The sequence below is a fragment of the Pseudoalteromonas sp. P1-26 genome, assembly GCF_001401795.1.
In the GTDB taxonomy this organism is placed as follows: domain Bacteria; phylum Pseudomonadota; class Gammaproteobacteria; order Enterobacterales; family Alteromonadaceae; genus Pseudoalteromonas.
Genome location: NZ_LKDX01000011.1, coordinates 12498 through 36595, shown reverse-complemented (window position 1 = coordinate 36595; position 24098 = coordinate 12498). Strand labels below are relative to the sequence as shown.

At 41.8% G+C, this 24098-nt stretch carries 19 protein-coding genes; 12 read left to right on the top strand and 7 right to left on the bottom strand.

Annotated elements, in window-relative coordinates; translation table 11 throughout:
* Positions 1-78: 78 nt before the first annotated feature.
* Positions 79-1023 (top strand): D-2-hydroxyacid dehydrogenase, encoded by a 945-nt coding sequence (locus AN394_RS07840; RefSeq protein ID WP_055021177.1) that lies wholly within the window; start codon positions 79-81, stop codon positions 1021-1023.
* Positions 1024-1186: 163 nt separating this feature from the next.
* Positions 1187-1567, top strand: a complete 381-nt coding sequence (locus AN394_RS07835) for a DUF3192 domain-containing protein (protein ID WP_054562759.1) — start codon at positions 1187-1189, stop codon at positions 1565-1567.
* A gap of 32 nt (positions 1568-1599) precedes the next feature.
* Here AN394_RS07835 and AN394_RS07830 read toward each other — a convergent pair whose 3' ends face one another.
* From AN394_RS07830 to AN394_RS07820, 3 genes are all read right to left on the bottom strand, one after another.
* Positions 1600-2523 carry a diguanylate cyclase gene (locus tag AN394_RS07830; RefSeq protein WP_054562760.1) on the bottom strand — a complete coding sequence of 308 codons (924 nt, stop codon included), beginning with the start codon at positions 2521-2523 and terminating at the stop codon, positions 1600-1602.
* Positions 2492-5920 carry a response regulator gene (locus tag AN394_RS07825; RefSeq protein WP_055021176.1) on the bottom strand — a complete coding sequence of 1143 codons (3429 nt, stop codon included), beginning with the start codon at positions 5918-5920 and terminating at the stop codon, positions 2492-2494. Before AN394_RS07825 ends, AN394_RS07830 begins: the two co-directional genes overlap by 32 nt.
* Positions 5921-5982: 62 nt before the next feature.
* Complete coding sequence (locus AN394_RS07820; RefSeq protein WP_055021175.1) at positions 5983-7380, bottom strand: PhoH family protein; 1398 nt, start codon at positions 7378-7380, stop codon at positions 5983-5985.
* A 299-nt stretch (positions 7381-7679) separates the two neighbouring features.
* On the opposite strand from AN394_RS07820, the gene rapA reads away from it, so the two are divergent.
* Positions 7680-10574 carry an RNA polymerase-associated protein RapA gene (rapA, locus tag AN394_RS07815; protein ID WP_055021174.1) on the top strand — a complete coding sequence of 965 codons (2895 nt, stop codon included), beginning with the start codon at positions 7680-7682 and terminating at the stop codon, positions 10572-10574.
* Positions 10575-10629: 55 nt separating this feature from the next.
* Here the strand turns inward: rapA and AN394_RS07810 are convergent, their stop codons facing one another.
* Positions 10630-10860, bottom strand: a complete 231-nt coding sequence (locus AN394_RS07810) for a hypothetical protein (protein ID WP_055021173.1) — start codon at positions 10858-10860, stop codon at positions 10630-10632.
* A 133-nt stretch (positions 10861-10993) separates the two neighbouring features.
* Between AN394_RS07810 and rluA the strand changes: the two genes are divergently transcribed.
* Positions 10994-11647: a bifunctional tRNA pseudouridine(32) synthase/23S rRNA pseudouridine(746) synthase RluA gene (gene rluA / locus AN394_RS07805; protein WP_082422956.1), complete on the top strand. Its 654-nt coding sequence runs from the start codon at positions 10994-10996 to the stop codon at positions 11645-11647.
* Between the two features lie 80 nt (positions 11648-11727).
* Positions 11728-12660 (top strand): DUF3530 family protein, encoded by a 933-nt coding sequence (locus AN394_RS07800; RefSeq protein WP_055021171.1) that lies wholly within the window; start codon positions 11728-11730, stop codon positions 12658-12660.
* Here the strand turns inward: AN394_RS07800 and djlA are convergent.
* The 3 genes from djlA to AN394_RS07785 are packed head-to-tail and all read right to left on the bottom strand — an operon-like array spanning position 12643 to position 15193.
* A complete protein-coding gene (gene djlA, locus AN394_RS07795; protein ID WP_055021170.1) occupies positions 12643-13515 on the bottom strand; it encodes a co-chaperone DjlA in 873 nt (290 codons plus the stop codon). The two genes, AN394_RS07800 and djlA, sit on opposite strands and share 18 nt — an antisense overlap.
* A gap of 23 nt (positions 13516-13538) precedes the next feature.
* Positions 13539-14195: an N-acetylmuramate alpha-1-phosphate uridylyltransferase MurU gene (murU, locus tag AN394_RS07790; protein WP_055021169.1), complete on the bottom strand. Its 657-nt coding sequence runs from the start codon at positions 14193-14195 to the stop codon at positions 13539-13541.
* The gene (locus AN394_RS07785; RefSeq protein ID WP_055021168.1) at positions 14192-15193 is read right to left on the bottom strand and encodes an aminoglycoside phosphotransferase family protein; all 1002 of its coding nucleotides are present in this window, start codon (positions 15191-15193) and stop codon (positions 14192-14194) included. The genes murU and AN394_RS07785 overlap by 4 nt, the downstream gene beginning before the upstream one ends.
* Positions 15194-15296: 103 nt before the next feature.
* Between AN394_RS07785 and lptD the strand changes: the two genes are divergently transcribed.
* The 7 genes from lptD to AN394_RS07750 all read left to right on the top strand — a co-directional run bounded on the left by lptD (position 15297) and on the right by AN394_RS07750 (position 24025).
* Positions 15297-17543 carry an LPS assembly protein LptD gene (lptD, locus tag AN394_RS07780; protein WP_054562770.1) on the top strand — a complete coding sequence of 749 codons (2247 nt, stop codon included), beginning with the start codon at positions 15297-15299 and terminating at the stop codon, positions 17541-17543.
* Between the two features lie 36 nt (positions 17544-17579).
* Positions 17580-18872 (top strand): peptidylprolyl isomerase SurA, encoded by a 1293-nt coding sequence (gene surA, locus AN394_RS07775; RefSeq protein ID WP_055021167.1) that lies wholly within the window; start codon positions 17580-17582, stop codon positions 18870-18872.
* Positions 18873-18877: 5 nt separating this feature from the next.
* Positions 18878-19870, top strand: a complete 993-nt coding sequence (pdxA, locus tag AN394_RS07770; protein WP_054562772.1) for a 4-hydroxythreonine-4-phosphate dehydrogenase PdxA — start codon at positions 18878-18880, stop codon at positions 19868-19870.
* Positions 19867-20673 (top strand): 16S rRNA (adenine(1518)-N(6)/adenine(1519)-N(6))-dimethyltransferase RsmA, encoded by an 807-nt coding sequence (rsmA, locus tag AN394_RS07765; protein WP_054550997.1) that lies wholly within the window; start codon positions 19867-19869, stop codon positions 20671-20673. The genes pdxA and rsmA overlap by 4 nt, the downstream gene beginning before the upstream one ends.
* Positions 20657-21046 carry a Co2+/Mg2+ efflux protein ApaG gene (gene apaG, locus AN394_RS07760; RefSeq protein ID WP_054550996.1) on the top strand — a complete coding sequence of 130 codons (390 nt, stop codon included), beginning with the start codon at positions 20657-20659 and terminating at the stop codon, positions 21044-21046. The genes rsmA and apaG overlap by 17 nt, the downstream gene beginning before the upstream one ends.
* 6 nt (positions 21047-21052) lie before the next feature.
* Positions 21053-21868 carry a symmetrical bis(5'-nucleosyl)-tetraphosphatase gene (locus AN394_RS07755; protein ID WP_055021166.1) on the top strand — a complete coding sequence of 272 codons (816 nt, stop codon included), beginning with the start codon at positions 21053-21055 and terminating at the stop codon, positions 21866-21868.
* Positions 21869-22009: 141 nt separating this feature from the next.
* On the top strand, positions 22010-24025 hold the full coding sequence (locus AN394_RS07750) for a methyl-accepting chemotaxis protein (protein ID WP_054562774.1): 2016 nt from the start codon (positions 22010-22012) through the stop codon (positions 24023-24025).
* Positions 24026-24098 lie beyond the last annotated feature (73 nt).

Genomic DNA, 24098 nt, shown 5'->3' with positions numbered 1-24098 from the left:
AAGCGTTTATTTATTATGCTCACTATAAACCTTGGAGTACACCCCAAGGTCAAGCAATAAATTAAAAAAGGAAAGCACATGAATATTACTGTCCTTGATGCAGCGACATTAGCCAACACTTCGTTAGATGCCTTAGCGCAATTAGGTAAATTAACCTGTTACGATTTAACCGCTAAAGAACAGGTTGTTGAGCGCTGCCAAGATGCCGATATCGTTATCAGTAATAAAGTGGTGATTGATCAGCACGCCATGAGCAAATTAACTAATTTAAAATTAATATGTGTTGCAGCGACAGGGACTAACAACATTGATTTAAGTGCAGCCAAAGAACATAACATCGCAGTGACAAATGTAGCGGGCTATTCAACACCGAGTGTGGTGCAGCATACCTTTACTCTCATCACTAATTTACTGGGCAATACTCACAGATACATTAATGATTGCCAGCAAGGCTTATGGCAGCAAAGCCCTATGTTTTGCCGTTTAGATTACAGCTTTAATGAAATTGCCGGCAAAACACTGGCTATTGTTGGCTATGGCTCACTGGGTAAAGCCGTTGCCGATGTAGCACGCGCCTTTGGTGCCAATGTCATCATTAGTGAACGAAAAGGCCAAACGCCTCGTGAAGGTCGTGTTAGTTTCAATGATGCCCTAACCACAGCCGATATCATTAGTGTTCACTGCCCGCTTACTGATGAAACGCGCAACCAAATCGCTGCGGCAGAATTAAGCATGATGAAACCGTCAGCTATCATCATTAACACTGCTCGTGGTGGGATCATCAATGAAGCCGATTTAGCTGATGCATTAGCTAATAATATTATTGCCGGAGCCGGTGTTGATGTACTCAGTAAAGAACCCGCAGAGCAAGAAAACCCGCTGGCACTATACAAAGGTGCAAACTTATTACTTACTCCACACATTGCATGGGCGAGCCAAGAATCTATTGTGCGCTTAGTTAACGAAATTGCGTTAAATATCCAAGCATTTAATCAAGGCGAAACACGTAACAGGTTGGTCTAAACCGCAATTTATTAGTCAATAGAGCTAAGTAATTAGTAATTTATTACTTAGCTCATTGACCAAACACAACCTAAGCAATTGATTTAGTTGTGATTTACAAGTTTGGCAAGCAGTTTGCTATTAAGTGAATAACTATAAAACAATTTCTTCGGGATAAAATAACATGAAAAAAGCACTTCTTATTGCCGCGCTAACAGCTCCATTTTTAACTGGTTGTGTCATTGCTGTTTCTGACGGTGAAGCCGACACACATTGGGCTGGTAACTCTTCTAGCTGGCAAAAACAGCATAAAAATAACCGTGAAGTGATTTCTAATCTTGCATTAGATACGAGCTACCAAACTGTATTAAACAAACTAAATACACCTAACTTTACCGAGTTATTAAAGCAAGGTGATGATGTTTACCAAGTATTATTCTATGCAACGCATAGTATTCACTCTGATGGCAAGATGACTAAAGACGAGTGTACGCCACTCGTATTTAAAAATGATAAGTTAATTGGCGTAGGTGATACGATTTATAAATCACTTAGCAATGGTTAATAAATAATTTGAAACGAATGAGTAGGCTTTGCCTACTCATGTTCATTTACTGCGATCATTCTCGATACTATCTGATCTCGCCCGGCGTCTTTAGCCTGATAAAGACCTAAATCAGCTTCTTCAAGTAAGGTTTGTTCTGCATAAACCTGACCATTTTCTGTGGTCGCAATACCAATACTAATTGTGACATGGTCGGCATTTAGCGACGCTTTATGTGGGATGTTTAAATCATTCACCGCATTGCGCAGTTTATTTGCAAACGACATAGCCTCTTTAGCTGAAGTATTGGGCAACACCGCAGCAAACTCTTCACCACCATAACGAGCAACAAAGTCACTGCCTCGTTCACACGCCCCGACTAAGGCATGAGCAATTTGTTTTAAGCAATCATCACCTGCTCGGTGACCATAGCAATCGTTGTAACGCTTGAAGTGATCAACATCCATCAATAACACAGATAGCGGGGTTTGATCTCGACGGCAACGACGCCACTCTCGCGCTAAATTTTCATCTAAATAACGTCGGTTTGGGATCTCTGTTAAGCCATCAATTGAGGCGAGCATTTCGAGTAAGTCATTTTTTTGTTTGATCAGCAGCTGATTACGCACTCGAGCACGCACGATAGCAGCACTAAATGGTTTAGTGATGTAGTCCATCGCGCCTAATTCAAGGCCCTTCGCTTCGTCATCATGGCTGGTATTGGCAGAAATAAATATTACAGGCAGCATACTGGTAGTCGCGCTTTCTTTTAACTTAGTAAGCACTTCGTAGCCGTCAATGCCGGGCATTACAATATCCAAGATCAACAAATCAACAGTTTGCGTTTTTAAAAACGTCAGTGCTTTTTCGCCACTCTCAACACAAAAAACATCATAGTCTTGCTGCAATGTTTTCTCTAATACCAAGCGGTTTAACGGATCGTCATCAACAATCAGTACCTTGGCTCTTTTCAACATCAGTAGATCCTTGTTCGATGATAAATGCGATGACCTGTTTTATTTGCCATTGCAACTCATCATTTAATTGTTCGGGCAGTTCGCCATCTGCTTTAAGCCTAGCTTCACATTGCTGAGCGCACGCTGACAATCGCTTAAAACCGAGATTTCCGGCTGACCCTTTTACATTATGAACCACACGGACCAACTCATCGGTAGTTTTTAATGTAGAGATTTGTAATAACTGCTCTGCTGCCATAGTCGCAAACTTCGACAACATAGTTAATACTAACTTAGTATTGTTTGCAAACTGAGACAGTATAAAAGCTTGATCAAAAAAGACTTCTTTTGTGTTATCAAGTTCACTCATTGCTAAAAACAACTTACTAGCAACAATCGGTTTAGTTAAATGCTTATTCATACCCGCCGCGATTGAATGCTCAATATCTTCGCTTTCACTGTGTGCAGTGAGTGCGTAAATCGGCATTTGTTCTTTGGTAAATGACTGACGAATAATACGCGTTGCCTGACAACCATCCATTTCTGGCATCTGAATATCCATAAAAATGAGATCGGGCCTTAAGCTATTTGCCAGTTCAATGCCTTTTTCACCACTGTGTGCACACACAACGGTGACATCAATTTGCTCTAAAATACTTTTAATAATGCTTAAATTAAGCGGGTTATCATCCACAGCCAGCACTAACATGCCAGATAAATCAGTACTAGAAGGCAATGAAACCAGTTCTTTTTTCACAGGCTCCGCGGCTTTATCTAGCTGTAAGCAAAAGCAAAATTCACTGCCTTTACCTTTTTCGCTTTCCAGCTTAATTTCGCCTCCCATTAGCGCAACTTCGTACTTAACAATCGCTAAGCCTAAGCCAACGCCCTGATGAGAGCGCGTTAATGATTCATCACCTTGAGTAAATGCATCAAATAAGCGGCTTTGATCTGCCTTGCTAATACCAATGCCCGTGTCTTTAACAGTAAAGCAAATGAGTTGCTGCTCAGCTGACTCTTCCACCAGCATTAAGTTTAATGTCACTGTGCCTTGTTCGGTGAATTTGGCAGCGTTGGTCAGTAAATTAGCCAGTACTTGCTGCAAGCAAATTTGATCACCCACTAAGTTATCGCTAATGCTTTTATCGCATTCGACTTTAAACTCGATATCTTTATTTGCGCATAAAGGGGCTGTTATTCCCTGACAGTAGTCGATTAAATCAGGCACACTAAAAGGGGCTTTATTAAGTTGTACTTGTGAGCTTTCAGCGCGGGCAAAGTCAAGCATACGATTTAGTAAAGTAAGCAAGCTATTGGCTGCTGATTTTGCTTGTTCGGCATGATTACGCTGCGGCTGTGTTAAACCTTGTAAAGCGATGACATCAATTAAGCCTAGTACAGCATTGAGTGGTGTGCGTATTTCATGACTAAGGTTTGCAATGAAGCGACTCTTAGCTAATGTTGCCCGTTCAGCGTCATCTTTTGCTTTTACTAAGTCCGTCACATCCTGTACATGAACAACATAGTAATCAGGTGTTTGCTCGGCATTCCAAACTAATGACACACTAATTTGTAGCCAGCGCTGTAGCTCTTGCTGCTCAAGGCTAAAGTGATACACTTTTTTCTTCTCATGCAACAGCTCTGTCAGGGTATTTTTTAATGTCTGATAAGACGTCTCAGCAAATAAGTCTATTAGTTTGAGGTCATTGGCGTTTTCAATTGCAAAGATTTTGCGTGCCGCTTTATTTGCTTGCAGCACCTGATCGTCAAGCGATACCAACAGCACCCCATTAGCGGCATACTCCATGGCACTACGTAATTTCGCTTCGGAGCTTTGTAATGCATTGAGCGCATTATGCTGCTCGGTAATATCACGACCAATTGCCATAGTGCCAAGAAATTGCTGATGTTCGTTGTAAAATGGCACGATGCTAAATAGATAACTGTTATCTTCTGTGGTCAATCTTTTTTGATAAGCTTGGCGGTCTTTGAGTACTTGCTTTTCAAGCTCGTTTAACTCGCCATTATCATCGCTAATATCACATAATTGCTGCCCTACTAACTTCTCTTGTGGCAAGCCGATATAGCGCTCATACGCCTTATTACAGCCTAAAAACGAGCCATCAATATTCTTAAAATAAATTAGGTCAGGTACGTTATTGAGCATGGTATTTAATAGCGCTAAATGACGCTCTTTCGCATCAATACTACGGCGCAATTGTTTAGACTTTACCTGTACTTGCGAATCAAGCGTTTTATTTGCCTCTTGTAACGACTGAACGAGCTCTTCATTACGGCTAAACACCTTTTTCACACGGCTGAACCAAGGCTGCCAATCAACAGGAATACGATAATGAACTAACGCTTGTTTGCCTTCATCATGCTGCTCAAGATAATTCATTAAGTGCGTCATTGGTTTTACAAAAATGCGCTGACTCAACCAAAAAACAGCGCTGAACATCATCACTAAAAACACACTCAAAAATGCGAATTCTAAAAAGATGTCGTAGCCTACAGGTTCACTCAGGGCTTGCTTTGATTCATAGAAACGAGTGTAAATAGGTAAGTTTGTTGCTTCTTGCACTAAATGACTGTGGTTATTCTTGCTCATATCTATCGCGACATTCGGCCAATGCTCGCTGGCACTTATGGCAGTATTAGGCTCTGTCTTTGAGCTGGCAATGACTTGGTTATCTCGGTTTATAAAAATATACTCACCATAGTTAGGCGCTATTTTTTTTAACCAGTTAGAAATTGCTTTAAGGTCATAAATCAACACAATGTAATCACGACTATTAGCGGCTCGTTGCTTGCCAATAGCAAAGTAGGCATGGCCATTAATCGTCAATACAGAGCTCGAAGCAAGCTTGTTGCTATTGATTGATAAAGGTCGAAATTTGTTATCTAACACACTGGTCAGAAATTCACTTTTTGCTGTGTTACGGCGCTTAATATAAACAAAGCCTTGCTCATTAACATAAGCAACCGCTTCTAAAGATTGAATAAGCGACAGCGTGGTATTAAACGAGGGACCGAGGGCAATAACTCGTCGCCATTGATTAATTGCGTAAGCGGTTGAGGCAAACTTTCCTTGCCCGACTATCTCCCCCACTCCATCGCCCACACTTTGGTAGTAATAGTGATCGTATTGATTCACATTGCGTGCCCAACTAGGATCAAAATCATAAGAAAGTGGCTGCTCATATAGCTTGAACATGGTGTCTATAAGGCCATCTGCGGCACGCATAGCATGGCTAAGCTGAGCTGAAATATTATTAAAACCGTTTTGCCTGCTTTCTATCGCCCGCTCAAGTTTTAAATTATATAAGTGTAAACACAAAAAAAACGCCACCAGCAGCGGCACAATAAGTGCCACTGCCAAAGAGCGATAATAATGCTTTAACGGTAAAAAATTCACTGGCTTATAAGTACCTTACCTCGATAACAGCTAGGTTAACGAGGCATAGGAATACTGGCAAGTTATAAATTTTCTTCAGCAAAGCTGGCTAAGCGGCTACGTACCACACCGTTTAAATTAACGGTAGCACTGCCCTGAAAATCTTTAAAACGTTCAACAATATAGGTTAAGCCTGAGGTAACTGGCGTGAGGTAGTTACTATCAATTTGCGCCAAGTTACCTGAGCAAATGAGTTTAGTGCCTTCACCGCAGCGAGTAATAATGGTTTTCAGCTGTGAAGCGGTTAAGTTTTGACTTTCATCCAAAATAACAACCGCGTTTTGAATACTACGGCCGCGCATAAAGTTTACTGATTTAAACTGTACGTTGGCTTTTTCCATAATGTAATTACGACTCGAAATTGGATTTTCATCTCCTTTATGCAGCACTTCTAAGGTATCGGTAATAGCAGCTAACCACGGCGCCATTTTCTCTTCTTCAGTGCCAGGTAAAAAGCCAATTGATTCAGCAATTTCTGGGGTATTGCGAGTAACAATCACTTTATCGTAAATACCTTTTTCTATAATCATTTCGAGGGCACTAGCAAGAGCGAGCAAGGTTTTACCACAGCCGGCAGGACCAGTTAAAATCACCAATTCAATACTTGGGTCAAGTAGCGCATCAAGTGCCATCCCTTGATAAACATTTTTTGGCTTAACCCCCCAAGCGGTATGGCTCATCAAGCGCTCAACACTAATATCCTTTAAAGTAATGTGTTTATCATCGTAGCTTGTTACTCGAGCCGCAAAGTGGTCGCTTTCATCTAAAATATATTCATTACAGAACACATCGCTAATCGTGCTTTTAGCCACATGATGATAGGTATCTCGGCCTTGCTGCTCTGTTTCGCATTCTCCAACCTGTTGCCAAAAATCACCTTCAATTTTTTTATAGCCGCTTGTAAGCAATGCTATGTCGTCAATTAATTGGTCTGTTCTGTAATCTTCAACAAATTTAAGCCCTGCCCCTTTCGCTTTTAGGCGCATATTGATGTCTTTAGTGACAAGCACCACTTTGCTATCGCTGTGTTGCTTCTGTAAATGAACAGCACAATTGATGATGCGGTGGTCGTTTTCGTTGCCCGGTAACCCCGAAATACTGTCTGCAAATAAATGGTCATTAACGATAATTAAGCGGCCACGAGATTCTGATTTAGCCTTTTTGTTACTAGGAAGCGCGACCCCCTGCAACATTTGCTCTGGCGAAGCGTCCTTTAACACTTCATCTAAACCACGAATAGCAACACGGGCGTCACGGCTAACGTCATGTTTCCTATCTTTAATGTGGTCGAGCTCTTCTAATACTGTCATGGGGATAACAACATCATGTTCTTGGAAAGATAAATAAGCGAGGGGTTCGTGGAGTAATACATTGGTATCGAGCACATACATTTTACTATCAAGGTTCGAAGCTTTTTCCATAGCACTTTCCTTACGTTTTATGATTTTTATGCTATACCCAATAAACTAAACAAGCGGCGGATGAAGCTATGGTTTATTCGTCAGGTATATACTCAGTTTAGTCTATTTACGACAAAAGTCCTTTTTATGACAAACAAATATACAATTATTTAACTGGTTAAAATACATACAATTTTTACCGTTAATAATGGCTTAAAAAGGTTGACTAAATTTAATTGTGTGCGGCGAGTTTACTGCCTTGAAGTAGCATGGCGTTACAGGTAACATAGCCGCCTTTTTTCTTCATAGACGAGACATACATGAATTTTTCCTTAGGTCAGCGTTGGATCAGTGATACTGAGTCAGATTTAGGATTAGGCACCGTTGTTGCCCTTGAAGGCCGTCAGGTCAGCATTTTATTTCCAGCCAGTGGAGAAAACAGAGTTTATTCTTTAACAGAAGCACCTGTTACTCGTGTCGCATTTAATCCAGGTGATATTATTCGCAGCGTTGAAGAGTGGGAATTAGAAGTCGAGTCTGTTGAAGAGCAAGGCGAGTTACTATGCTATCACGGCATTCGCGTTGATAATGGTGAAAAAGCGCAGTTAAAAGAAACCTTTTTAGATCACTTTATCAAATTCAATAAACCACAAGACCGTTTATTTGCAGGTCAAGTGGACCGTTTTGACCGCTACACGCTTCGCTACCAAACTTGGCAGCACCAGTTTGAGCGCCAACAATCCCCTTTAAAAGGTTTAATTGGTCAGCGCGCAAACCTTATTCCACATCAGCTTTACATTGCACAAGAAGTGGGTAAACGTTTTGCACCACGCGTATTACTTTCTGACGAAGTGGGTTTAGGTAAAACCATTGAAGCAGGTATGATTTTACATCAACAAATCATCAGTGGCCGTGCTAGCCGCGTATTGATTGTTGTGCCTGAAAACTTACAGCATCAGTGGTTAGTAGAAATGCTACGCCGCTTTAACTTACGTTTTTCAATCTTTGATGAAGAACGTTGTGATGAAGCATTCGCAGACTCTCCAAACGTATTCGAAACAGAACAGTTAGTACTTACTAGCCTTGAGTTCTTAAGCAAGAAAAAGCGCTGGTTTGAGCAAGCAACCCTAGCTGATTGGGATTTATTGGTTGTTGATGAAGCGCACCATTTAAGTATCAATAATGGTAAGCCAAGCACTGAATACCAACGCATGGCAGAGTTAAGCCAAGACATTCCGGGCCTTATCTTATTAACTGCAACGCCAGATCAACTTGGTCACCGCAGTCACTTTGCCCGCTTACAATTACTCGACCCAGATCGTTTCTACGACTACGATGCGTTTGTTGAAGAAGAAAGTAACTACAAAGAAGTTGCTGAAGCTGCTAATCAATTACTGGGTGAAAAAGGCCTTGATGATGCATCTCGTGCAACATTAAAAGAGCTATTAAAAGAAACCGACATTACTGACCTTTTAGCGAAAGCGGAGCAAGGTGATGAAACGGCGCGCAACGAAATTTTATCAATGCTACTGGACCGCCATGGTACGGGTCGTATTTTATTTAGAAATAGCCGCAGCGGTATTGATGGTTACCCAAGCCGTAAACTTCATGCATACCCTATGGCAATGCCTAAACAATATAAAACGGCGATGTCGGTACTGGGTAACATGGGCGGCATTCAAAATGCTGAACTAACGGCACTTCGCGCTCTATTCCCTGAAAAGATCTTCCAAGAGTTTGAAGGTGAAAATGCTAGCTGGGGCGCATTTGACCCACGTGTTGATTGGTTAATCGAAACCTTAAAAACCCTTAAACACGAAAAAGTACTGCTTATCTGTGCTAAAGCCGAAACCGCACTTAGCCTAGAACAGATTTTACGTGAGCGTGAAGCAATTAAAGCCTCTGTTTTCCATGAAGGCATGTCGATTGTTGAACGTGACCGTGCAGCGGCTTACTTTGCCGACGAGTACGACAGCGCGCAAATTCTACTTTGTTCTGAAATTGGTTCTGAAGGTCGTAACTTCCAATTCTCGCATCACTTAGTATTGTTTGATTTACCACTTAATCCAGACTTACTTGAGCAACGTATAGGTCGTCTTGACCGTATTGGTCAAACTCAAGACGTAAACATTCACGTGCCGTATTTTGAAAACACCGCACAAGAAGTGTTATTACGTTGGTACAACGAAGGCTTAGATGCGTTTGAAACAACATCGACAACAGGGCAAATGCTGTATAAAGAGTATGGCGAAGAATTGCTTGAGTTTATTGGTGCACACAATTGCGACGAAGAAGAGCTAGACCCACTTCTAGAACAAGTTGCTGGTCAAAATGCCAAGCTTCGTAAGCAAATGGAAAGTGGTCGTGACCGCTTACTAGAGCTGCATTCAAGTGGCCAAGGCCGAGCAGAAAGCCTTGTAGCTGATATCGAAGAATTAGACGATCAATTCACGCTACCAAGTTATATGATCAATGTGTTCGACACCTTTGGGGTAAGCCAAGAAGATAAGGGTGAAAATACCATTATCTTGAAACCAACTGAGCACATGCTAAATCCATCTTTCCCATGCTTAAAAGATGATGGCATCACAGTAACGTTTGATCGCAGCACTTCACTTTCTCAAGAAGACGCCCATTTCATCAGCTGGGACCACCCTATGGTGCAAGGCAGCTTAGACATGATTTGTGATGATGACTTTGGTACTGCCTCTGTGGCGTTACTGAAAAACAAAAAGCTACCTGCTGGTACCTTCTTTGTTGAGCTTATTTTCATTGCGGAGGCGATGGCGCCTAAAGCACTTCAGGTTGGCCGCTTCTTGCCACCAACGCCTATTCGTATCTTATTAGATAAGGGCAGTAACAATCTGGCTGATAATGTTGCTTTTGACGCTTTCAATCAGCAGTTGTCTGCGGTTGGTCGCCAAACGGCAAGTAAATTAGCCAGCGCGCTACAAAGTGCCATTCACCCAATGATCACCAGCGCACAAGGCATGGCACAAACCAAGCTAGAAGCACTGCGTGCTGAATCACTAGAGAAAATGCAAACTGCCCTTGGTGAAGAGCAAGCTCGTTTAACGGCACTTAAGCAGATCAACCCGAATATTCGTGATGAAGAGCTTAGCTTCTTTGATAAACAACGTAGCGAACTCACGACTTACATCGAAAAAGCCCAAGTTAAACTGGATGCAATTCGTTTAATTGTCGTTTCGCACTAACGTTAAATAGCTAAACTCAAACTACAAACGCGATGTGCTTTCACATCGCGTTTTTTTATACAAAAAACACCACTAGGGTAATAATTGAGGCCACTGCCGCTAGCTTGCAAAATAACTTAGCTAAGCTTTTGTTTCTTTGTATTAAATCGTCTTTGTAAGCTTGCTTCAAATATACTGCTTGTAGGTCTGAAAAGCCTTTACAATGCGGACACTCTGGCTCAAGGTCATTAACTTCTAAGCCACAACGTGTACAAGGTTTACTGCGAATTAAACCAAGGCGAAACATTCACTTGTCCTTTTATTTAAACTCCATAGCTGAATTTACTGTATCTTAGCTGCTACTCGAAAACCAGCACTGGCATTGTGTATGCGCTCATACTCCTTTAAAATAGCGCACTTGCATATCATCGAGGCTGGCTGTGTTACTCAATTATAATCCCCCAATGACACCTTATTTAAGTATTGTTTATCAAGACGATGACTTGCTTATTGTGAATAAACCAAGTGGTTTACTTACTGTGCCGGGAAAAGATCCAAAACACGCCGACTGCCTTATTGCTCGCATTAATCGCGTTTTTCCAACGGCAAAAATTGTTCATCGCCTTGATATGGCGACCTCTGGCATTATTTGTTTAGCTATGCACAAAGAAGCGCATCGTAATTTAAGCATTCAGTTTCAAGATAGAAAAACTGCAAAACGCTACATTGCTCGTGTATTTGGTAAGCTTGAGCAAGAAACTGGATCGGTAGATTTACCAATTATTTGTGATTGGCCGAACCGACCAAAGCAAATGGTTGATCACGATAATGGCAAACCGTCATTAACCCATTTTAAAGTGCTTGAATATGAACAGAATGCAACTCGTGTTGAGCTTACCCCTATTACTGGGCGTTCTCACCAACTACGTGTGCATATGCTGTCATTGGGTCACCCTATTTTAGGCGATAAGTTGTATGCTCACCCCGAGGCATTCGCCATGGCCCCTCGCTTACAACTGCATGCTGAAATGCTAACCTTAGCTCACCCAGCCAGCGGTGAAACATTGATTTTTGAAGCCGCTCCTGAGTTTTAAGACAATTCGCTAAATATTTAATAAATACTGCCGATAGTTAATCAATAACTGATTTAATTAAAGACTCAGGTAATATCGGCATGAATTTAAAACCCGCACATCGCTTACTTTACGCAGCCTGTTTTGCGTTGATGGGCAATGTGAACGCTGCCGATTTTATTAAACCTACCCCTTGGTCAAGTTTGGTCACTAACGATATACAACGCTTTTTACCTAGCGATGAAGTACGCACCCTGCTTGCTGGTGAAGATGAGTTCATTAGCTTATATCGCCAATCGATGGCAGCGAGCCAACGCGGCATTGTGCTAATCATTCCTGATTGGCAACACTTACCCACTAATAATGCTGGTATTAACTTTTTGCGCAAGCAGTTAAACGAAATTGGCTATGCAACCCTTGCCATGACCATGCCTGACATTGATTGGCATCCTGCCGATATGGCAACGCCCGAGTCACCTGAGAGCTCTGAACATGAGTCAACACAAACTGTTGAACAAAGCGATGAGCAAGCAGCTTCTGCTCCACCAGCCCAAACGCAACAAGCGCCGCATTTTGTTACGGGTGAGCCCAATATCAGTGAAGCCGTGCTTGATGATTACAAATTAAAGCTAATTGCCAGATTCAATGCCTTGTATAACAGTGCAATGGATGAAGGCGGCAATATTATTGTGGTGGCACAAGGTGCCAGTGCGGGGCTATTGATAGAGCATTATGCTAGCTTTCCAAATAACGAACTAAACGCTTTTATTAGCCTAGGTAGTTATTTACCTAACAGTGTTCGTAACCAGCATCTCAATGCCACGCTTTCAACTATCAGCCCACCGTTACTGGATATTTTTTATAGTGAGGGTAACCCTGACACGCTGCAAAGTGTAAAAGACAGAAAACGCTGGGTAAGAAAACACGCTAAATATGACTACCGTCAAAGAGAGTTATTTGGTGTGCCTTCAGAGCCTGAGCAGCACCAGCGACTGCTTAAAGAAGTAGACGGCTTTTTACGCCGCCTTTTTTAAATACTCATAAGCCGCTTGAATATCTTGGCTTTTCTTTACCGCTACTTCCATCATATGTTTTGGTAAACCTTGCGATACCAGCTTATCGGGGTGATGCTGAGCCATAAGCTTTCGATAAGCAACTTTAATATCTCTCGCAGAAGCATCATTATTTAAGCCTAAAAGAGCCAACGCTTGGGCGCGATTCATACCATTATTTTGTGGCACACTGTGCCCTCTTTGTTCACTATGACTACTGCGATTTTGCTGGCTTTGTTGACGTTGCTGTTCATAAAAACGCTGCTGTTGCTGACGAAATGCAAATTCAGCTTGGTAGCGTTTTAATAAAAATGCGAACTGAGTACGTGAAATACCTAACTGCTTGCTCACCTCTTGCAATAGCTGCTTTTCTTGCTCTGCAAGGTGGCCATCTGAAAAGGCCATTTGAATTTGTATTTCGAGGAACAGTTGCAATAAATCATGGCGTCGAGCAAAGCGCTCTTTAAAGTCATGAACGGTTTCTTTTAATGAAAAGTCGCTTTCTTTACCACTACGAAAGGCATCTTGTGCTTCTCTTCGCTCATCACCCGATAAGCCCATTTCGTCCATAAACAGACTTGCAGCACGAATATGCGTTTCACTAACGCGACCATTCGATTTGGCGATATGCCCCATCACCGCAAAACAGCTAGAAAAGAAAAGTGCTTGGCGCTCGTTAATATCATCGCCTTTAAACAAACCAGAAAAACCACCTGCTTTATCAAAGTCTTGTTTTAAGCTGCGATCGAACATATGGCCTAGGTATAGGCCCAGTAAGGCTCCTATAAATTTGCCAAACATAAAGCCAAAACAAAAACCGAGTACTTTTCCCCACATAATTTGGCAAACCTCTGTTGTTATTACAAAGCGAAACGTTGATTGATTTCGTCGAGTCTGGCAGGTGTGCCAATGTCATCCCATTGCCCCAAATAAAGCTCAGTCGAAACTTGATGTTCACTGAGCTTTTCTCGCAAAATGGGCCCAAGTGGACGAATACCTACGCTTAGACCTTTAAAGAAATCAGCATGATAGCGACTTATACCGGAAAAAGTATACTTTTGACTATCTGGGCTTAGGTGACTCAGTGCAAAATCACCATCAGGGTTATGCGCAGGATTTTCAACAAGGACAATATGCGCCTCCCCTGCTTGCAGATGAAGCTGCATCAACGAAGTCACATCATAATCAGTAAACACATCACCATTGATGACAATAAATTGCTCACCCAATAACGGCAATGCTTGAATGATGCCCCCGGCGGTTTCAAGCCCCCCAGCCTGCTCTTGGCTGTAAGTGATCGATACACCAAACTGCGAACCATTACCGAAATACTCTGTTATTTTGTCACCTTGCCAGGCAAGGTTAATGACAATATCGGTAATGCCTGCTTGGCGTAAGTTATTAATATGATGCTCTAATAATGGCTTGCCGTTAACCTTTAGCATCGGCTTTGGCATCGTTTCTGTTAGCGGCATCATGCGTTTACCACGGCCCGCCGCTAGGATCATTGCTTTCATTTGGACTCTTTCGTTAATCGCTGCTTAGTCTGTGGAATAATAGTCTGCTCTATCCACTGGCCAAGGGCTGTTAACTCTGGGTATTCTTTACTGACATTACTAATGTATGTAAGGGTTGGCAGCACATTATTCAAATAACCAGACTTACCGTCACGTAATTTTAAGCGGCAAAATATACCTGCAGCTTTTAAATGACGCTGCACGCCGGTTAAGTCAAACCAGCGCTTAAACATCGCAAATGAGGTGTCTTGCAATAGCTGTTGCTCGCTGAATTCGTCATAAGCGTAATGTAAAAGGTAATCTAGCTCTTGCTCTGGTAACTTGAAATAGCAATCCCTTAATAACGACACAAGGTCATAACACACTGGCCCTTGTACCGCATCTTGATAATCGATAATTGCCCATTGCTGCCCCGTGCGCATAATATTGCGGCTATGGAAGTCTCGGTGCACTGTAACAATTGGTTGTTCAAGGGCATTGTTAACTAATAACTCACAAGCCTGTTGCCACATTTGCTGCTCATCAGCAGAAAGTTGCTCACCAATAAAGCTATCGACTAACCAATCTCTAAAAATGCTCAGTTCAAATTGTAAAAACTCGCCATCAAATACTTTCATGTATTGGGCTGGCGGGATTTGCGCCCATTGTGCACTTAACTTTATTAGATGTTTGTAGTGTAAAGTGCGGTCTTCGTCGCCCAGTAAATCAGCCAAATGAGTATTGCCTAAATCACTCAGCAAGAAGAAGCCTTGCTTTTCATCTGCTTGAAGAATTTTTGGTAATTTAAAGCCATGCTGAGAAAACACTTTATTGAGTTCTATATAAGGCGTGTTATCTAATTTATCTGGATCTGAGTCCATGACAATATAGCTCTGATCACTTGTATTTACGCGGAAATAACGGCGAAAACTCGCATCCCCTGTGATGGCGGCTAATTGATATTCATCCTCTTTAAAATGAGGATTCAAAAACTGCTGTAAACTTTTATAACGATTCATTTAGTAAGATATCTATTTTTCACTAAGTCAATTACTGTATTTGCCATTGTTTTCCTTTATTATGTCTAGCTTATATCCAACCAAAGAGCATTAAGGTCATTAAATGAGCAAAACCTGGGGCATAATGATGCTAAGCGTACTTAGCGCACCATCGTTCGCCGAAACTGAACTGACACACAATTTTTGTGGCACTTCAATGCAAACCAGAGCTTGGCAACCGCTCCCTGGCCTTGAACTTAATATGATCGATATCAAATCCGATGATATTGAACTATTGGGTACCCAAAGCGCAGAATTTACCGGTAATGTAGATATTAACACCCTAACGATGAATTTGTCCGCACAAAGTGCACTGATTGACAAACAACGTGGGTTACTTAATGCAACCGGCCCTATCGTTTATCGCGATAAAGTAAGCCAAATTAATAGTTCTGGGCTCAATGCGGATTTAAATAATTCTGAATTAAGCTTGCTTGGTGCTGATTATAAGCTCACCGACCAACTTGGTCATGGTGGCGCAGAAAAACTAACAGTCAACGAGTCTGGCCTAAACCTGATGAACGCAAGCTTTACTACCTGCCCGGGCGAAACACCGGTGTGGGCAATTGAAGCTGACGAAATTGACTTATCAAGTGAAGATGGCTGGGGCGAAACTCACAATACCGTATTACGGGTATTTGATACGCCAGTTCTTTATGTTCCTTATTTTACGTTTCCGTTAGATGACCGCCGTAAATCAGGTTTATTAACACCTAACTTCTCAAGTTCAGGCCGCTACGGTATTGAAACCATCACTCCGTATTACTGGAATATTGCTCCAAATTACGATGCCACCATTACGCCGCGCTATATGTCGAAGCGCGGCTTGCAAATGATTGGTGAGTTTCGTTATTTAACTGAGCAAAACAACGGCCTCATTGCCGTTGAGTACCTAGATAAAGATGATGAAGAGCCAAATGTTGACTCGCGTTATCTATTCCATTGGCAACAGCAAAGTTACTTTGGTGAAAACTGGCGCGGTAATATCGATATTACTAACGTTAGTGATGATAACTACTTAACCGATTTAAATTCTGGCTATGCGACTCGCACAGACACTCAGTTATACCGTACAGGTTCACTCACCCACTTAGGTGACACTTGGCGCACCAATATTAAGCTACAGAGTTTTGAAGTACTTGGTGATCACCGCGAATCGTATGCGGCACTGCCACAAATTAGTTTTTCGCAAACTGATGCGTATGATTTTTATGGCGTTGATTTGACCCTTGATGGTGAGCTTAGTTATTTCACGAATGATGACGCAGTTATTGATGAAGCAAGCCGTGTTCACATAGAACCTAAAGCAAGCTTTGGTTATCAAGAATACGCATGGTCATTTTTATCTGAGTTCAGCGTATTACATACTGAATATAACCAGCATGGTGATTTAGCAGGGACAGACTACGACGAAAAAGTCACCCGTACCCTGCCAAAAGTGCGTTTATACAGCCAATTAAATTTTGAACGTGATACTGCGTTTTTCTTCAAAGATGGTATTCAAACTCTTGAGCCACAAATTCAGTACTTGTATACGCCAAATAAAGACCAATCCAATATTGGCCTTTACGATACGGCAAAATTACAAGATGACTTTTTTGGTTTATTTAGAGATCGTCGTTTCTCAAGTATCGACCGTATTGCTACTGCGAACCAATTTACGTTAGGTGCGACTACTCGCTTATTTAGCAATGAAAACGAAGAAGTATTTAATTTCAGCGCAGGCCAAATCTTCTATTTAAGTGATGATGCCAAGCCTACATCACAAGGTATTAATGTTGATACTAACTACAATGCCTTGTTCGCAGCGCAAACCATGTTACATTGGCACCGTCGCTGGTATCTATCAGGTGGTATTCAATACGACACTGATGGTAAAGAAATTATTCAATCAAATATCACCTTAGATTATAAAGGTGACGATAAACAGCTCGTGCAATTGAACCATCGCTATGCAAATGATGTCTCAGGCAATACAATCGAGCAAGTTGGTCTATTTACCAGCATTCCGCTATCGCAAGATTGGCAGTTTGTTGGCAGCTATCACCGCGATTTAGAAAGTGGTCGTAGCATTGAGGTTTTCAGCGGTCTTCAGTATGAATCGTGCTGTTGGGCGTTTCAAATCACAGGCCGTCGTCAAATCGAAACTGATTTAAACCAGGCGATTGGTCAAGAGCAAGCAACCTTTGATACCAGTATTGGCTTCAATATCGTATTAAAAGGGCTTGGAAGTAAAAGCCGTTATGATGCACAAAAATTATTACAACAAGGTATTTTTGGCTATCGTAGACCGTATTTTCTTAATAACTAGTACCGCAGTACTATTAGCAAGAGTATTAGAAAAAGTATGAATTTAAAAAAATTATTTGCATCTGCATTATTAACAGTTGGCCTTTGCCAAAGCGTTTTCGCAAAACCTGTCGAAATTGACAAAGTCGTTGGTGTAGTTAACCAAGGTGTTATTTTACAAAGTGAAGTAGACACCATTATCAATCGCGTAAAAACTCAAGCGCAAGAGCAAGGTCAGCAATTACCTTCTGATGATACGCTTCGCATTCAAGCAATCGAGCGTTTAGTAAACCAAACTCTGATGATGCAACTTGCTGAGCGCATGGGTTTAGAAATCTCTGACTCTCAGTTAGACCAAACTCTTGAAAATATGGCTCGTGAGCAAGGCGGTACAATCGCTGATTTACGTCGCACTATCGAGGCATCAGGCGAGAGCTACCCAGCATACCGTGAAGAAATTCGTAAAGAAATCACCACGCAACAAGTAATGCGTGCGAACGTTGACCGTCGTATTTATATTAGCCCACAAGAAATCGATAACCTTCTTAAAATCATGGAAACTCAAGGCAAGAATGCCGAAGAGTATGATATTGGTCATATCTTGATTGATATCCCAAGTGATGCAACAGCTGATGAAATCACCAGTGCTAAAACGCGTGCAGATAAAGTTATCGAGTTTTTAAAAGAAGGAAAAGAGTTCAAGCGTATCGCTATTTCATCTTCTAGCGGTTCAAAAGCCCTTGAAGGTGGTCAGCTAGGTTGGATGAGCATCAACGAAATGCCATCACTATTTGCAGAAGCGGTAAAAGGCCATAAAAAAGACGATATCGTTGGCCCGCTTCGTTCAGGTGCTGGTTTCCACATCATTAAAGTGCAAGATGTTCGTGGTCGCCAAGTTGTTGAAACAACTGAGGTTCGTTCACGTCACATCTTAATTAAGCCTTCTATCATCTTAAGCGAAGAAAAAGCGCGTGACATGCTAAAAGGTTTTGCTAAAGAGCTACGTGAAGGTAAAGCTGACTTTGGTGAACTTGCTAAAGAATACTCTGAAGACCCGGGTTCTGCATTAAAAGGGGGTGAGTACGATTGGACTGATCCAAGCACCTATGTACCAGAATTTAAAAATACCCTGCTTTCTCTAGATAAAAATGAAATCAGTGAGCCATTCAGAACACAGTTTGGTTGGCACATTGTACAGCTACTTGATAAGCGTGTAGCTGATAAAACAGAGCAAGCTAAGCGTAACCGCGCTCACCAACTACTGTTTAATCGTAAATTTAAAGAAGAAAGTTTCAACTGGCAGCAAGAAATGCGTGAACAAGCGCACGTTGATATTTTCCCAACAGAATAAAAATTATGACCATTAGAATTGCAATTACCCCAGGTGAGCCAGCCGGTATTGGCCCTGATTTACTTATCAAGTTAGCCCAGCACCAGTGGGATGCCCAACTGGTGGTGATTGCTGATGGCGCGCTGTTAAAACAGCGCGCTAAATTGCTTGGTTTAGATATTAATTTAATTGACTTCGATGACAGCCAAGCCCCAAGCATTGCCCCTGCAGGCAGCGTTTACTTACATCAAGTAGATTTAGGCTCTGACGTTGAAGTGGGCGTACTTAATGACGCCAATGGTCAATACGTGCTGGATACACTGCGCATTGCCAGTGAAAAAAATATGGATGGTACCTTTGCCGCTGTTGTAACAGGTCCTGTGCATAAAGGGATTATCAACAAAGCAGGTATCTCATTCAGCGGTCACACTGAGTACTTTGCGCAGCAATCGAATACTGCCGATGTAGTGATGTTGTTAGCTACAGAAGGCTTACGTGTAGCGCTTGTTACGACGCATATACCGCTTGCTTATGTATCGCGCGCAATCACCGTTGAACGTTTAAGTAAAGTTGCCACTATTTTAAACCATGACTTACAAACTAAGTTTGGTATTGAAAAACCGCGTATCCTCGTCTGTGGTCTAAATCCACATGCTGGCGAAGATGGTCATTTAGGCACTGAAGAAATTGATACCATAGCGCCAACTTTAGAGCTGTTAAATAATCAAGGCATGAACTTAATTGGACCTTTGCCTGCTGACACCTTGTTCCAAGATAAATACCTCTCGCAAGCAGATGCCGTGCTTGCAATGTATCACGATCAGGGATTACCTGTGCTAAAATACAAAGGTTTCGGCAATTCGGTCAACATCACCCTTGGCCTGCCATTTATTCGCACCTCTGTAGATCACGGTACGGCTCTCGATTTAGCCGGCACAGGTACTGCTGATGTAGGTAGTTTTGAATTAGCGATCCGCGAAGCAATTAAGCTCGCCCATGAAAAAGCACAGAATCAATGACAGATAAAGTACATTTAGGACACCGCGCTCGTAAGCGTTTTGGTCAAAACTTTTTAAACGATGACATGATCATCGACAAAATCGTCACGGCTATCGATCCTAAACCTGAAGACAATTTAGTAGAAATCGGCCCGGGTCTTGGTGCAATCACTGAGCCAGTCGCTGATTTAAGTGGCCACCTAACGGTTGTTGAGCTAGATAAAGACTTAGCTGAACGTTTAACGAGCCACCCATTCTTAGGGCCAAAGTTAACAGTGCATCAAGGCGATGCAATGAAATTCGATTTTAGCTCTTTGATCAAGTCTGACGAAAAGTTAAAGATTTTTGGTAACTTACCATACAACGTTTCGACCCCACTGCTCTTCCATTTATTTGAGTTCGCGGATAACGTAGAGCACATGCATTTTATGCTGCAAAAAGAAGTGGTCAAACGTATGGTCGCAGGCCCGGGCAGTAAAGCCTTTGGTCGCTTAAGCGTGATGACACAATATTACTGTCACGCAATGCCAGTGATTGATGTGCCGCCAGAGTGCTTTAAGCCTGCACCTAAAGTAGATTCAGCAGTTATTCGCTTGATCCCTAAAAAGCCTGAGCAACGTTCAGCTAAAAGCACTAAGTTACTAAACACGGTATGTTTAGAAGCCTTTAATCAACGCCGTAAGACTTTACGTAATAGTTTATCTAACTTACTGACAGCTGAAGAACTAACAAGCATAGGCATTGATATCACTCTGCGTGCTGAAAGCCTGTCTTTACAACAATTTATTGATATAGCTAATTGGATTTATGACAACAAGCAGTAATTTAGGTTCTCCAATTAAGGTGTCGGTTGAAACCTTCTATGTAGAAGGTCAATCAGAGCCTGAACAAGATAAATACGTTTTTGCTTACTCAATCACCATTAAAAACCACAGTTTATGCAGTGCTAAGCTATTGAGTCGTTACTGGTTAATTACCGATGCCAACGGCAAAGAAGTGGAAGTACAAGGTGAAGGGGTTGTGGGTGAAACACCTACCATTGCCCCAGGTGAAAGCTACAAATACACCAGTGGTGCAGTGCTTGATACTCCTGTTGGGACGATGCAAGGCCATTACACCATGCGTAACGAATTTGGGACTGAGTTTGAAGCGCCAATCGAGGTGTTTCGTTTAGCCCGCCCAAACATTTTGCACTAGGTAATAATGGCTGACTTCGCAATTGGTGACTTACAAGGTTGTTACAGTGAATTTGATGCGTTACTAAAACGTGTCAACTTCAACCCAAGTCAAGATCACCTTTACTTAGTTGGCGATATTGTTGCTCGAGGCCCTGATTCACTCGCTTGCCTCGAGCGCCTTCATACTATGCAAGGCAGTGTAACTATTACTCTTGGTAATCATGATTTACACCTAATTGCTTGTCATTATCTAAATAAACCAGCAAATCCAAAAGATAAGCTTGCAGATGTTTTTGACAGCCCAAAGCTCCCTGAATATATTCACTTTTTGCAACAACAACCATTAGCGATTTGGCTTGAACGCTATGACATGCTGATAAGCCATGCTGGCTTAAACCCAAATTGGTCAATAAAAAAAGCATTAAAACGCGCTCGCTTTGCCGAAAGTTGCTACCAAGGTAATGATGCCCATCATTACTTTGCCAATATGTATGACCCCCACCCATTAGAATGGCAATCAACGCTACCTAACGAGGCTAAATTTCGTTATATCGTTAATTACTTCACGCGCATGCGCTTCGTTAATTTGCTCGGTGAACTCGATTTCAGCAATAAAACCAGCATTAGTGAAGATAGCTCAATAATCCCTTGGTTTGAGCATCCGAGTATAAGTAAGCTCAAGCAACAGATCACATTTGGTCATTGGGCTGCTTTAGAAGGTAAAGTTAAAGCCGAAAATATTCATGCCCTCGACACTGGCTGTGTATGGGGAGGCGCGATGACCCTCATGGAACTCAGTCAAAAAGACTGTTTTGTCGAAAAATCCCACTCTTTTATCTAAATAAACTGAAAAATAGCTGAACATCTGTTAGATTTATAACAATTAAAGTTAATTTAATTTAAAGCTAATTAAATTTAAATACTTAACTAATTGGCAACCTTGCCGATAAGTGTTGATTAGTACTATTTTCTGGAATTACATATGAACTTGACCGTTAGACAGCGTATTTGGGGTGGCTTTATTGTTATTACGTTACTCCTGCTATTTATTGGTGGTAACTCGTTGATCAGAATTACCAACATTGATCAATCGACACAGCGAGTTAATCAGCTGTCATTACCGGCCCTCGACAAAAGTTATGAGTTGCAGGTTGAATTCATCCTGATGAGTAAATCAGCGCAAGCTAGTTTTTACACTACATCACAAGATGAATTAGCAACTATTCGCAAGAACTTTACCGAGCAGAAAAAGCGTTACGATAGCTCTTATCAAGACCTACAACAAATAGTGAGTAACGACCCTAAATTAAAACAAAGCAGTCAAGAAGTTGAGCAAACTTATAAGCGCTTTGCCAAGTCTGTCGATAACCTTTTTAAGGATAAACAAACTCAACTTGAACTTAACAATACGCTGCGCACCCAGCTTGAAGATATTGAGATCAGCGCAGAAGATGCTAACTCTGTTGTGCTTGATATCATTGATATTGATGGTCTTGAAGAGAACCATTCACGTGCCTACCAAGCTGCTAACAACATGGAAAACAACTTCCAGTCGGTAGTGACTAACAGTACCGATATGCTAACGGTTAAAACTCTTAACACGTTAGATATCGTGAAAAACGAACAAGTTTATTACTTAGAAGAAGTTGAGCGCAGCCTTGGCCTTATTCGCCCAGCTATCATTGAAAGTAATGCTGATTTATATAATGACCTAAACAGTTATGTTGAAAACCTTGTAAATAACGTACGTGGCAACAACAGCCTATCAGCAAATAAAAAGCGTTTAATTGATGCAATTGCACAAACTCAAGCTGAACTTGCAAATGCAGAGAAATCAACAACTGAAGCCCTAAAACAACTTAAAGAGCTTGTTGACCAAGCAACTGTACTTGCTTTTGACTTACAGCAAGATGTAAGTGGTAACGTATCTACAGCAACCATCTGGACTTGGATTGCCATGGTTATCGCCACTTTAATTGCAATTGCTGTTGCAGCAATTACTGTTAGCCGTATTACTAAACCACTTTCTGAAGTAAACCGTATTCTTGATATTGTTGCTAGCGGTGATATGACTCAACGCCTAGACGACTCTGCTAAAGACGAGTTTGGTGAGCTATCACGTAGTTGTAATACGCTAATCGAAAGTTTACGTACGCTTATTCAAGGCATTATCTCTCGCTCTACACAGCTTGCAGCTGCATCTGAAGAAACTTCAGCAATCACTGAAGAATCAAGCCAAGCTATTCGTAATCAACAAGCGCAAGTAGAACAAGCTGCTACAGCAACCACGGAAATGAGCAGCACATCACAAGCGGTAAGCAGCAGTGCTCAACAAGCACTTAGCGAAATCAAGAACGCAGATAAAGAAGCTGACCGTGTTAAAGGTATTTCTTCGCAAAACAAAGCGACTATTGAACAACTTGCCCGTGAAGTTGATGATGCTTCACAAGTTATCAATAAGCTACACAAAGATAGCGCATCAATTGGTGGCATCTTAGATGTTATTCGTGGCATTGCAGAGCAAACTAACCTACTTGCACTGAATGCTGCAATTGAAGCTGCACGTGCTGGCGAACAAGGTCGAGGCTTCGCTGTTGTAGCTGACGAAGTACGCTCTCTAGCGAGTAAGACTCAAGAATCGACGCAAGAGATCCAAGCTATGATTGAATCGCTTCAGGTTGGTGCAGAGGCTGCTGTATCGGCAATGTCGAAAGGTAAGCAACAGGCTGAGTCTTGTGTTGAGCAATCAGACCTTGCCAACACAGCCCTTGACTCAATCACAGCAGCCGTTGCACAAGCGCATAATGTAAGTGAAGAGATCTCGACAGCCGCTCACGAACAGCAACAAGTATCGCAAGAAATTAGCGAACGCTTAGAGTCAATTGTGGCAATTGCAGAGCAAACAGCTGAGGGCGCAAACCAAACCAATATTTCAAGTTCAGAAGTTGCTAAGTTAGCCGAAGAACTACGTTTATCGGTAGACGCGTTTAAAGTTTAAGAAGCTGTAAACGAGTTACGAGTTACGAGTTACGAGTTACGAGTTACGAGTTACGAGTTACGAGTTACGAGTT